The organism is Bacillus sp. P4_D3 (genome assembly GCF_056401855.1).
In genome coordinates this window covers 1-12,543 of record NZ_JBFUIN010000076.1, presented here as the reverse complement: position 1 = coordinate 12,543, position 12,543 = coordinate 1, and the positions used below count along the sequence as shown (strand labels likewise).

Annotated in this window: 10 protein-coding genes and 1 pseudogene; 3 read left to right on the top strand and 8 right to left on the bottom strand. The window is 34.8% G+C overall.

The features are described 5' to 3' along the window. The first annotated feature begins 149 nt into the window (after nucleotides 1–149). Nucleotides 150–1,313 (top strand): aminotransferase A, encoded by a 1,164-nt coding sequence (locus AC1DTM_RS11590; RefSeq protein ID WP_016106060.1) that lies wholly within the window; start codon nucleotides 150–152, stop codon nucleotides 1,311–1,313. A 14-nt stretch (nucleotides 1,314–1,327) separates the two neighbouring features. On the opposite strand, the gene malR is transcribed toward AC1DTM_RS11590, so the two are convergent. The 4 genes from malR to AC1DTM_RS11570 all read right to left on the bottom strand — a co-directional run bounded on the left by malR (nucleotide 1,328) and on the right by AC1DTM_RS11570 (nucleotide 6,116). Then, nucleotides 1,328–2,350, bottom strand: a complete 1,023-nt coding sequence (gene malR, locus AC1DTM_RS11585; RefSeq protein ID WP_002160657.1) for a maltose operon transcriptional repressor MalR — start codon at nucleotides 2,348–2,350, stop codon at nucleotides 1,328–1,330. Between the two features lie 284 nt (nucleotides 2,351–2,634). Beyond that, nucleotides 2,635–3,477 (bottom strand): maltosaccharide ABC transporter permease MalD, encoded by an 843-nt coding sequence (gene malD, locus AC1DTM_RS11580; RefSeq protein ID WP_002111546.1) that lies wholly within the window; start codon nucleotides 3,475–3,477, stop codon nucleotides 2,635–2,637. After that, nucleotides 3,478–4,779 carry a maltosaccharide ABC transporter permease MalC gene (gene malC / locus AC1DTM_RS11575; RefSeq protein WP_002111547.1) on the bottom strand — a complete coding sequence of 434 codons (1,302 nt, stop codon included), beginning with the start codon at nucleotides 4,777–4,779 and terminating at the stop codon, nucleotides 3,478–3,480. A 77-nt stretch (nucleotides 4,780–4,856) separates the two neighbouring features. After that, nucleotides 4,857–6,116, bottom strand: a complete 1,260-nt coding sequence (locus AC1DTM_RS11570) for an extracellular solute-binding protein (RefSeq protein ID WP_002111548.1) — start codon at nucleotides 6,114–6,116, stop codon at nucleotides 4,857–4,859. Between the two features lie 324 nt (nucleotides 6,117–6,440). Here AC1DTM_RS11570 and AC1DTM_RS11565 point away from each other — a divergent pair, with 324 nt between their 5' ends. After that, a complete protein-coding gene (locus AC1DTM_RS11565; protein WP_016106061.1) occupies nucleotides 6,441–8,201 on the top strand; it encodes an alpha-glycosidase in 1,761 nt (586 codons plus the stop codon). Between the two features lie 39 nt (nucleotides 8,202–8,240). Here the strand turns inward: AC1DTM_RS11565 and AC1DTM_RS11560 are convergent, their stop codons facing one another. After that, nucleotides 8,241–9,917 (bottom strand): glycoside hydrolase family 13 protein, encoded by a 1,677-nt coding sequence (locus tag AC1DTM_RS11560; protein ID WP_088079300.1) that lies wholly within the window; start codon nucleotides 9,915–9,917, stop codon nucleotides 8,241–8,243. Between the two features lie 277 nt (nucleotides 9,918–10,194). Between AC1DTM_RS11560 and AC1DTM_RS11555 the strand changes: the two genes are divergently transcribed. Next, complete coding sequence (locus tag AC1DTM_RS11555) at nucleotides 10,195–11,295, top strand: ABC transporter ATP-binding protein (protein ID WP_002111551.1); 1,101 nt, start codon at nucleotides 10,195–10,197, stop codon at nucleotides 11,293–11,295. Nucleotides 11,296–11,525: 230 nt separating this feature from the next. Here AC1DTM_RS11555 and AC1DTM_RS11550 read toward each other — a convergent pair whose 3' ends face one another. The 3 genes and pseudogenes from AC1DTM_RS11550 to AC1DTM_RS11540 all read right to left on the bottom strand — a co-directional run. Further along, nucleotides 11,526–12,035: an SDR family NAD(P)-dependent oxidoreductase gene (locus AC1DTM_RS11550; RefSeq protein ID WP_033710801.1), complete on the bottom strand. Its 510-nt coding sequence runs from the start codon at nucleotides 12,033–12,035 to the stop codon at nucleotides 11,526–11,528. Between the two features lie 65 nt (nucleotides 12,036–12,100). Next, nucleotides 12,101–12,199 (bottom strand): hypothetical protein, encoded by a 99-nt coding sequence (locus tag AC1DTM_RS11545; RefSeq protein WP_002145961.1) that lies wholly within the window; start codon nucleotides 12,197–12,199, stop codon nucleotides 12,101–12,103. Between the two features lie 260 nt (nucleotides 12,200–12,459). Beyond that, nucleotides 12,460–12,543, bottom strand: a pseudogene (locus AC1DTM_RS11540) (RDD family protein); the annotation flags it as partial.

Sequence of the window (12,543 nt, the reverse complement as noted above, 5' to 3'; positions counted from 1 at the left end):
ACTTATACTCTTATGGACATTTGGATTCTCACATAATTTCTTACTTCCACTGAATTTTTAAAATAGCGGGGGAATTTTATAAACAAAGCGTAATAGTTAAAAATATGATAAAATGAACTTAATTTTCAAACGGAAGAAAGGGAGATACAATGGAACAATTCATTAATCCTAGAGTGAAGGACATCCAAATTTCTGGAATCCGTCAGTTCTCTAACATGATTCAAAACTATGATAATCTCATCTCTTTAACAATTGGGCAACCCGACTTCCCTACACCTTCTTTAGTAAAAGAAGCTGCTAAACGGGCCATTACAGAAAATTATACAAGCTATACACATAACGCTGGTTTACTAGAATTACGCGAGGCGGCTTGTAACTTTGTAAAAGATAATTACGATTTACATTATTCACCTGAAAACGAAACCATCGTTACAATCGGTGCTAGTGAAGCGATTGATGTTGCATTTCGAACAATTTTAGAGGCAGGAACGGAAGTGATTTTACCTGCTCCTATTTATCCTGGTTACGAGCCGATTATTCGACTATGCGGTGCAACTCCCATTTTTATAGATGTTCGTGAAACTGGATTTCGTTTAACAGCTGAAGCTCTGCAAAATGAAATTACAGAACGAACAAGATGCGTCGTTTTACCGTATCCTTCTAATCCAACTGGTGTTACCTTATCAAAAGAAGAATTAGAAGATATTGTATCTATCTTAAAAGATAAGAATATTTTCGTTCTTTCCGATGAAATTTATAGCGAACTTGTATATGAAGGGCAACACACATCTATTGCTCAATTCCCAGAAATGCGTGAGAAGACTATTGTCATTAATGGCTTAGCCAAATCACATTCTATGACAGGATGGCGTATTGGATTTTTATTTGCTCCTAATTATTTAGCAAATCATATATTAAAAGTTCATCAATACAATGTGACATGCGCTAATTCAATCGCCCAACATGCTGCAATTGAAGCGTTAACAGCTGCTAAAGATGCACCTAAGATGATGCGTCATCAATATAAAAAGCGCCGTGATTACGTATATAATAGACTCATTCAAATGGACTTAACAGTCGAGAAGCCAACGGGTGCATTTTATTTATTCCCATATGTCGGAAACTTAACATCTTCATCATTTGATTTTGCACTTGATCTTGTAAAAGAAGCTGGGCTGGCCGTCGTTCCTGGAACGGCATTTTCTGAATACGGTGAAGGCTACCTTCGCCTTTCCTATGCTTATAGTATGGAAACTTTAAAAGAAGGCTGCGACCGTTTAGAAGCCTTTCTAAAGCAAAAAGCTAAGAGTTAAACTCTTAGCTTTTTTTACGCATAATGATCACAAGTTTGGCGCTTCAATAATTTATGCGGAATAATAATGCATTTTGAAGTAGACTCAGAATGCTCTACCTTATCAACTAAAGCTTTTGCCGCTTCATACCCTAATTGATAAATATTCACATCAACTGTTGAAAGCGGTGGACTAGCAATTTCTGATAATAAAGCATTATTAAAACTTACAATAGAAACATCTTTCGGTACAACAAACCCTTTTTTAGAAAGTGCGCTTAGTACGCCAAGTCCAATTAAATCATCAGTTGCGATAATTGCTGTTGGTGGTTGCTTTAGTCCCATTAATTCCTCAACAGCCTGTTGACCACTCTCTCTTGAAAAATCAAAGTGTAAAATATACTCTTTCGGTAGTAGAATATCTCCTAATTTCAAAGCATCACTCATACCTGCCAAACGATCTCTCGTTACAAGTAAATCTGATCCACCACCAATGAATGCGATTTGTTTATGCCCTAATGAAATTAAATACTCGGCTACTTCTCTTGCGGCTGTATAATTATCATTATCTACATATGTAATTTCATCTTTTCGATCATATGGTTTTCCGATTAAGACAAACGGGAAATTTTGATTATGCAGATATTGAATGATCCGATCGTTTTCTCTTGAATACAAAAGAATAATTCCACCAATTTGGCGCCCTTGTACCATCTTTACAACACCATTAAAAATTTCGTCCTCCGTTTCACCTGTCGACATATAGAGCGCATACCCTTCCATATGTGCAAATGAACTAATTCCTCTTATAACTTCTGGGAAAAATGGATTTTGAAAAGCTTTACTTGCAGAACTCGGCATAACGAGTCCAAGCGTTTTCGTTGTTTGATTCGCAAGGTTTCTTGCATTTAAATTTGGGTGATAGCCTAGTTCACTCATTACTTTTCGAACACGGCGCTTTGTTTTTTCACTTATACTTGGATTATCAGCAATTACACGTGAAACCGTCGACGGTGCAACATTTGCCTTCTTCGCCACATCTTTAATTGTAACTGTCATAAAAAATCCCCTCCTCTCACTTCTCTGCCCTATTTCATATATTGTTATCTTGCATCTGTGCAAGTAGTAGGAGAAGTCGCAAACTTCCATCACTTCGTTCTATCTCACAAAAATTATCTTATTCTCCCTCTCCATGTATTGTAAGGGAAATAGCTCTATTTTCCTATACTATAATATACTATTTATTTCACATCTTTTCTCATGCTATGTCAAATCTCTTTTCATCTCCCTATAAAACTTTTTATAGGGAGATGAAAAGAGAAATGGGACGTAATGTCCCATTTTCATCCTTTCGTACCTCCAGCTGTTAAACCGGAAACAAAATATTTTTGCAGCGATAAGAATAAAATAGAAATCGGAATTGCAATTAATACTGATCCAGCTGCAAATGTTGTAAATTCATTACCAAATTTCTTCGCTACCATTTCATATAACCCAACTGCTAAAGTATAATTTTCCGGTGTGCGTAAAATAATACTTGCTAAAATAAAGTCTGTAAATGGACCGATGAAAGTAAATAATGCTACAACCGCTACGATTGGCTTTGCAAGTGGCATAATAATTTGCCAAAAAATACGGAAATGCCCCGCTCCATCCATTCGAGCTGATTCATCCAACTCTTTCGGAATCGTATCAAAATACCCTTTCATAAGCCATGTATTCATCGGAATTGCTCCGCCCACATAAATTAAAATTAATGCAAGATGTGTATCAATTAATCCTGTTAACTGCGCTAATATATATAGCGCGATTAACGCTGCAAAATTCGGGATCATTTGGAGAATTAAAAATGTTAATAAACCATTCTTTCTTCCAACAAAACGATATCTCGAAAATGCATAAGCAGTAAAGCTAATTGCTAACACAGAAAAAATCATCGTCATAACACTAACTTTTAAAGTATTTTTATACCAAAGTAAGTAATTACTTGAATCAAGATCAAGTAGCTTGCGATAATGATCTAACGTGGCATTTTTCGGAATAATGTTAGAACCAGACAAACTATCTCCTGGATTAAACGATGAGCCAATTATCCATAGTAATGGATAGAAAATAATCGCACACATTATGAAGATAACTAAATAACTTAATGAAAGACGTAACATCTTTTGTCGTTTAATATTCATTTACATCATATCCTCTTCTTGGAATGATTTTGTTCTCTTAAATTGCCATAACGCAACTGTAATAACGATTAACGATAAAATCATTGTAAGAGCTGCTGCTTTTCCGTACTGAGCCGAAGTCATCGTTAACTTATAGATCCATGAAATTAAAATATCTGTTCCACCTGCATTTTGTCCAGACACAGCAGGYCCCCCGCTATTAAATAGATAAATAATACTAAAATTATTAAAGTTAAACGTATATTGTGTAATTAAAATTGGAGCTGTTGCATATAGAACGAGCGGCAATGTAATTTTGCGGAACTGTTGCCAAGCTGTTGCACCATCTACTGTAGCTGCTTCATATAGTTCTCCTGGAATCGATTGCAATATACCTGTTGTCATTGCAAAAACAAACGGGAAGCCAAGCCACGTTTGAATCATAATTAAAGCGATTTTCGACCAAAATGGATCAGTCATCCAAGCAACCTTTTCAATCCCGAATAAAGCTAATACTTGATTGTTAATCGCTCCGAATGTTTCATTAAACATACCAGCAAATACAAGAATAGATACGAATGCTGGAACAGCCCACGGTAAAATGAAGATTGTTCTAATAACAGCCTTCCCTTTAATCCCAGGCTGATTTACGATAATCGCTAAAAAAATACCCAGTGCAACTTGTAATGTCGTTGCAACGAATGTCCAAATGACAGTCCAAGAGAATACACTTAAAAATGTATCTCTCCACATTGGTAATGTGAAAATATCAATAAAGTTTTTAAAGCCCACCCAATCTACTAATTTAGCTGGAGGGGAGTGATATAAATCATAGTTTGTAAATCCAATTAAGATAACAAAAATGATTGGAAACACGACAACAAAGATAAGTAATAGAAACCCTGGTGAAACCATTAAATACGGAAAACCTTGATCTAATAAATTGCGATATTGCTCTTTTACTGAGTTTAATGGTGTCCCTATATCGCGTTTTTTCCCATTTTGGTATGCATCATATAAGTTAAATGCATATACCCCTAGTCCAAACACGACAACAATAAGTGCCAAAATCCCTTCTACTAATAGAAAGACAGAATGGTCACGTGGAACTTCTGTACCGAGCGTTACAATTCCCCATAATCCTATATTTAATAAATCAGCAAATGCTACAATAAATGAGCCTGTTAATACTAGAAAAATAAGACCTTTTACGTATTGTTTATTATATATTTGGCCCATGCCTGGAATAATAGATAACATGGTCGCCATTTTCCTATGCTTTGAACCGTTCACATCTTTCGTTGGTTCTATAGATGTTTGCATGTTCCTTCCCCCTTTTTTCTTCCTACTTGGAAGGGAGAGAATTCGTGCCTCTCATATTTAGAGGCACGAATTTCACCTTATTTTTTATTGCTGTGGTTTGCCTCAATATTACCTTTAATTTGTTTCACTGCATTATCAAGTGCTGCTTTTGGCTCTTGTTTATTTGATACAACTAATTGAAGCGCATCTCCAGCTGGTTTCCAAACTTCTTGCATTTCTGGAATATTCGGCATTGGGATTCCATTTTCTGATTGAGTCGCAACTGCTTTTGCAGCCTCATTATCTTTAATAATTGGATCTTCCATCACTGATTTTACTGGAGGAATTTCTTTTGTTTTCTCAAATCGAATTTTCGCGTTTTCTTCATTTGTTACCCACTCAGTGAATTTTGTAGCTAAATCATTTTGTTTAGAGAAACTTGTTACATGCCATCCTTTTACCCCAACAAATGTTTTCATCGGTTGACCATTTGGTAATTTCGGCATTGGAGCAACACCATAATCAATTCCAGCCTTTTCCATTGCTTGGAATGCCCATGGACCATTCATAATAGATGCTGCTTTTCCTTCATTAAATAATCCATCTGCAGCTGAACCGCCAGATTCACCAATAATTCCTTTTGGTAATAATTTTTCTTTATACCATTTTTGAATATATTCAGCACCTTGTACTGCACCACTATTATTTAATCCAATATCTGTCGGAGTCAGTTTTCCATCTTTTTCACCAAATACATAACCGCCCATACCCGCCATAAATGCGTTAGCAAAATAGAAGTTATCTCCTAATGTTAAAAATCCGTACTTGTCATCTTTCGTAAAGTCTTTTGAGAAGTTATACAGCTCATCCATCGTTTCTGGTGCTTTTGGCATTAATTTTTTATTATAAATAAAGATTGGTGTTTCAATTGCTTTTGGTAAACCGTATAGTTTTCCGTCGTATGTTTGTGCCTTTATTGATAAATCTGTAAATTTATTTTTTACCGTATCATCCACTTTCACCTCTGAAAGTAGCCCTTCTGTTACCGCATTACCAATATGATCATGCGGTAATGTTACAACATCTGGTCCTGTACCAGCTGGACCGTCGAGACGAAGTTTTTCTATTTGTTTCGTCATCTGAACCTCTACAACTTTTACTTTCACATTATATTTCTTTTCAAAACTTTTCACTGCTGGCTCTAGACCAACACCTTTTTTCTCATCTTCCCAAACGAGAAGATCATAATCTTTCTTCTCGTTACTTGCTTCTTTTTTCCCTGAATCTTTCGGTCCACATGCAGATAACATACCGATTGACAATGCTGAAATCGTTAATAGTGATAATGCTTTCTTCATCCCAAAAACCTCCCTAAATTGTCTATGTACCTCTTTAATTGAAAACGTTTGCATTCCATAGTTTAATAAAAGCGCAAACAATATCATAATCTATGAAAACGTTTGCGCTATTTGTCTATCATTATACATCCTTTTATTCATTTTGCAAATATTAATTTTCAAAATAATCTTATCATACTCTTTATTCATTGACTTTACATAAAATGAATACTACTCTTATAAGCAATATTAAAGTTATGTGGAAGGCAATCGTTTGCAACATAATCTTTATTATTTCGTTTACGGGAACTATATGTATAGAGATATTAAAGGGGGATTTTCTATATGCTTAAAGAAGCGATCTATCATAGGCCAAAAGATAATTATGCATACGCTTACGATGAAAAAACAATTCACATCCGAATACACACAAAAAGAGATGATGTTCACAGCGCCGCTCTCATCTACGGTGATCCGTACGAATGGCAAGATGGGAAATGGATTACAGCGAGTACACCGATGAAAAAAACCGGATCTACTGAGTTATTTGATTATTGGTCGGTTTCAATCAAACCAAAATTTAAACGCTTACGTTATGGATTCGAATTAAAAAACGACGTAGAAACTCTTATTTATACAGAACGAGGATTTTTTTCTAATATTCCAAATGACGATGTCGGTAACTTTTTCTGCTTTCCATTCATTCATGCAAAAGACGTTTTCAGGGCACCATCCTGGATTAAAGACACAGTATGGTATCAAATTTTCCCGGAACGATTCGCTAACGGGGATAGCACATTAAATCCGGCAAACACCCTTCCTTGGAGCAGTGCAGAGCCAACTGCTACTAATTTTTTCGGAGGTGATTTTGCTGGTATTCTTCAAAATCTTGATTACCTTGTGAAGCTTGGAATCTCTGGCATTTATTTCACTCCTATTTTCAAAGCTCATTCGAATCATAAATATGACACAATTGATTACATGGAAATCGATCCACAATTCGGGACGAAAGAAACTTTCAAAGAACTCATTGAAGCGTGTCATAAACGTGGTATAAAAGTAATGCTCGACGCTGTTTTTAATCATAGCGGATACTTCTTTGATAAATTTCAAGACGTGCTGGACCAAGGTGAGAATTCCGCCTATAAAGATTGGTTCCATATTCATGAGTTTCCAATTATAACCGAGCCACTTCCTAGCTATGATACTTTCGCATTTACACCATATATGCCTAAATTAAATACGGCACATCCAGATGTAAAAGAATATTTACTTGAAGTAGGTCGTTATTGGGTAAGGGAATTCCATATAGATGGTTGGCGCCTTGATGTGGCAAATGAAGTCGATCACAGTTTTTGGAGAGAATTCCGAAGTGAAATAAAAGCATTAAATCCTGAAGTATATATTTTAGGAGAAATTTGGCACGATGCACTCCCCTGGCTACAAGGTGACCAATTTGATGCTGTAATGAGCTATCCGGTTACAAACGCTCTACTTTCTTACTTTGCTAACGAGTCCATTAATTCAAGTGAATTTATGAAACAAATTACAGATTCTCTACATTTCTACTCTATGAATGTAAATGAAGCGGCATTTCATTTATTAGACAGCCATGACACACCTAGAATTTTAGCAACATGTAACGGGGATAAAAATAAGTTAAAGTTACTCTATGTATTTCACCTTTCTTTCATCGGTTCTCCTTGTATTTATTACGGCGATGAAATCGGTATGGATGGTGGAATGGACCCTGGCTGTCGCAAATGCATGATATGGGATAAAAAAGAACAAGACACTCTTTTATTTACACATATACAAACATTAATTTCATTACGGAAACAATATAAATCATTTGGAGGACACGGTACTTTTCAATTCATTGAGGCAAATGATGAACATAATTATATTTCTTATACAAAAACATATGAAGATGAAACTATCTTTTTCGTTTTAAATCCTACTAACAGTGAAGTTACAACTTCACTCCCTCTTCGTATTACTGGGAAGAAAATAATTAACATTTATACAAATGAAGAATTTTCAGCGGAAGCAAATGTATTACAAGTTACACTTCCACCGTACGGATTCTCTATTTTAAAATGGTAATAGAAAAAGCCTTATGCCAGGGTGGCATAAGGCTTTTTCTTATTTCAATTTAAATACCATTGCTTCATATGGTCGTAACGTAATGTTTTCTATCGATACATTTTCTACGTCATAATTGTATATTAATAACTCTGATTCACTATAAATAATATCCTCAGGCAATTCAAATACACATTCATCTGCAGTGAAGTTTGCAATCACCAGAAGCTTTTCTTCTTCATATGTTCTTACATAAGCAAAAATAGAAGGGTTATTTTCTAGTATTAAATCATATGTTCCATACACAACTATTTCATTGTTTTTGCGTAACTCAATCAATTTTTTATAGTAATAAAAAATCGATTCTTCGTCTTGGATTGCATGTTTCACATTAATCTCTTTGTAGTTAGGGTTTACCGCAATCCAAGGCTCACCCGTTGTGAATCCAGCATGTTCTCTATCATCCCACTGCATCGGGGTTCTAGCATTATCTCGGCCCTTTATATATATAGACTGCATCACTTTATCTATATCTTCGCCGCGCTCTATAACTTTTTCTTTATACATATTTAATGTTTCAATATCTCGATATTCATCAATCGATTCAAATCGAACATTGGTCATTCCGATTTCTTCTCCTTGATAAATATATGGTGTCCCTTTCATCATATGAAGCACTGTCGCTAACATTTTTGCTGATTCAGTATGATAAGCTCCATCATTACCAAAACGAGATACAACGCGAGGCTGGTCATGGTTATTCCAATAAAGGCTATTCCAGCCTGTTTGTTCTAATGCTTTTTGCCACTTTGTTAAATTTTGTTTCAAAGTAATAAGTGAGCATGGTTTTACATCCCATTTCCCACCTTCTCCAGAATCTAAATCCATATGTTCAAATTGGAATACCATTTGCAGTTCTTTTCTAGCCTCTCCTGTATACAATTTAGCTTCTTCTGTCGTTACACCAGGCATTTCCCCAACCGTCATAATGTCATACTGAGACAATACGTCTTCATTCATTTCATGCAAATACTTATGAATGTTCGGACCGTTCATAAAATGTTTATGCCCTGAAACATATCCTTCTTCATCCGTTTCAACAGCTGGTAAGCCATCTTCTTTAGAAATAAAATTAATAACATCCATACGGAACCCATCAATTCCTTTTTCTAACCAAAACTTCATCATGTCATAAACATCTTGTCTTACCTTTTCATTATCCCAGTTTAAATCTGGCTGTTTTTTAGAAAACAGATGCAAATAATATTCATCTGTCATTTCATCATATTGCCATGCAGAGCCACTAAATGCTGCTCCCCAGTTATTCGGCTCGTTCCCTTCATTTCCAGGACGCCATATATAATAGTCTCTATATTTATTTTCTTTTGATTTACGTGATTCAATAAACCAATTATGTTCATCTGAAGTATGATTAACAACTAAGTCCATCATAAGTCTCATATTACGTTTATGCATTTCATGTAATAGTTCATCCCAATCTTCCATTGTTCCGAACTCATTCATAATTTTACAATAATCACTTATATCGTAACCATTATCATCGTTTGGAGATTCATAGACTGGTGATAACCAAATTACATCAATACCTAGTTCTTTTAAGTAATCTAGCTTTGAAAGAATACCACGAAGATCCCCTATGCCATCACCGTTACTATCCATAAAACTACGAGGATAAATTTGATATACTACACTTTCTTTCCACCATTGTTTTTCCATTATGCTACCCCATTTCATCTATACTATTGATTCTTTTTTCTTTTTTTAAGGCGCAAACGTTTTCATTACTGAATGATAACAGATTCTATCCAAATTTAAAATAGCGCTTACAATATTTATTTTCTTTTTCTGATAAAACATGTGGAACTTATTATATATTCATAGGAATAATGAAAACGTTTTATTTTTTTATAGTGTTTTTATTTCTTTTTTGAATCTATTCGTTTATAATAAATTCAAAGAAAACGTTTGCATAAACTTTCTAGGGGGAAATATCATGGCAGAACTTAAATTAGAAAATATTTATAAAATATATGATAATAACGTAACAGCCGTAACAGATTTTAATTTACACATTCAAGATAAAGAATTTATCGTATTCGTTGGTCCTTCTGGCTGTGGAAAATCTACAACACTACGAATGGTAGCTGGACTTGAAGATATTTCAAAAGGAGAATTTTCAATTGATGGTAAGCTAATGAACGATGTTCCTCCAAAAGATCGCGATATCGCAATGGTCTTCCAAAACTACGCTCTTTATCCACATATGAGTGTGTATGATAATATGGCATTTGGATTAAAACTTCGAAAAATACCGAAAGATGAAATCGACCGTCGAGTGAAACATGCAGCTCAAATTTTAGGGCTTGAACAATATTTAGATAGAAAACCGAAAGCTTTATCAGGTGGACAACGCCAACGTGTCGCATTAGGTAGAGCGATTGTTCGAGACGCAAAAGTCTTCTTAATGGATGAACCATTATCAAACTTAGACGCTAAACTACGTGTTGCAATGCGATCAGAAATTTCTAAATTACACCACCGCCTTGGTACAACGACAATTTATGTAACACATGATCAAACTGAGGCAATGACAATGGCTTCCCGTCTTGTTGTTATGAAAGACGGAAAAATCCAACAAATTGGAACTCCAAAAGAAGTATATGAAACACCTGAAAATATTTTCGTTGGTGGTTTTATCGGTTCACCCGCAATGAATTTCTTCCGTGGAAAATTAACTGAAACCGATTTCGTTATAGACAGTTCACTAAAGATTAAAGTATCTGAAGGAAAAATGAAGTTATTACGCGAACAAGGCTATGTAAATAAAGAAATTGTTTTAGGTATTCGTCCAGAAGATATTCATGATGAACTATTATTTTTAGAAGCTTCACAATCTACTACTTTTACAACAAAAATTGAAGTTGCAGAGTTGTTAGGGGCTGAATCCATTTTATATATGAAACTTGGAAATCAAGATTTTGCAGCACGTGTTGATGCAAGACATATCTTTTCACCTGGTGACCAAATTAACCTTGCTTTTGATATGAATAAAGCACATTTCTTTGATAGTCAAACCGAACAACGTATTCGCTAAGTATACATACAAATACAACACCTTCTTTTTTAGGTAGAAAAGAGAACCTAGCCATGCATAGAAACGGTCAAATTCTCTTTCTACCCCGTACCAAATTAAAACAAAGAAAATAGTGGGTACGAAATCACTTGTATTCTGTATAGTTTCTACTTATACGATAAGAAATTAGAATGGCTGAAAATACACACAAAAAAACCGTCCACATATATACTGAGGGCGGTTTTCCATTATTATACTAGGGCTTCTATTGTATGAAATGATTGTCCTCTCGTGCTAATAATACCGAAAACTGGTAAATCACTGAGCACCACTTCTTCTTGCTGTTTCATAAAAGATGACGTTAATTGTTTTATCTCTATCCAAACGTCATTAATACAAAGTACATTGGAATCGTTCTCTTGTTGGCGAGAAAAAATAGAATCTATTTTATACAGACCAGCATTTTGAAAAAGCATATCAACACGACTATATGCCTCCATAGCAAAACTGATAACACGTTGCCAATCTCCTTGTTTTCCCATATCGTAGGATACAAAAAGTGCCTCTCCGCCTAGATTCGTAATTTCCTCAGCTGTTGCTTGTCCACTTTCTTGATCAATGTCCGTCACAATTACTTTTGCGCCTTGCTTAGCCAACAAAAGAGCTGTACTACGTCCAATACCGATGCCACCACCAGTTACAATGGCAACCTTTCCTGCAAGCTTCATTTTCATTACCCCTTCTATAAGTCTTACCGTCATTCAGTATACTCTTTTATTAGATTAATCCGCAAGCAGGAAAAGTTAACTCGACAACTTGTAAGCGATTACTTATTTGTTTCTTTTTTTTTCTTACTATTATACTGATCGAAGGTTAAACCAATAAAAATAAGAATTCCCCAAAATATTAAGCTACCTCCAGTCATTGCAAATCCCCCTTTGTTATATAACGATATTATTTATATCCATTATACCATTCTCTTAATTTTCAATCTATTCAAAACGGAAATAGGGTGTTTGAATTAGCTACCGCTTCTTTAAACATCCTTCAGTAATATGGAAGGTACTATATAGGAGATATCCTCCCTATATAATCAAATTTTTTACGAAATTAAAAATAAGACTTTTTATATACAAACAATAAAAAGTCTTATTTCATTAGTAGCACCTATAATTTAAATATTAATTATACAAGACTCATCACTTTCGTCTTTGCAATTAAATCATGGAAGCCACAATTATCTTTGCGGAATAACATCATATATACATT

Coding starts and splice junctions, on each gene's coding strand:
- AC1DTM_RS11590 (WP_016106060.1), top strand. CDS start 150: ATGGAACAATTCATTAATCCTAGAGTGAAGGACATCCAAATTTCTGGA.
- malR (WP_002160657.1), bottom strand. CDS start 2,350: ATGACAGTTACAATTAAAGATGTGGCGAAGAAGGCAAATGTTGCACCG.
- malD (WP_002111546.1), bottom strand. CDS start 3,477: ATGAATATTAAACGACAAAAGATGTTACGTCTTTCATTAAGTTATTTA.
- AC1DTM_RS11570 (WP_002111548.1), bottom strand. CDS start 6,116: ATGAAGAAAGCATTATCACTATTAACGATTTCAGCATTGTCAATCGGT.
- AC1DTM_RS11565 (WP_016106061.1), top strand. CDS start 6,441: ATGCTTAAAGAAGCGATCTATCATAGGCCAAAAGATAATTATGCATAC.
- AC1DTM_RS11560 (WP_088079300.1), bottom strand. CDS start 9,917: ATGGAAAAACAATGGTGGAAAGAAAGTGTAGTATATCAAATTTATCCT.
- AC1DTM_RS11555 (WP_002111551.1), top strand. CDS start 10,195: ATGGCAGAACTTAAATTAGAAAATATTTATAAAATATATGATAATAAC.
- AC1DTM_RS11550 (WP_033710801.1), bottom strand. CDS start 12,035: ATGACGGTAAGACTTATAGAAGGGGTAATGAAAATGAAGCTTGCAGGA.
- AC1DTM_RS11545 (WP_002145961.1), bottom strand. CDS start 12,199: ATGACTGGAGGTAGCTTAATATTTTGGGGAATTCTTATTTTTATTGGT.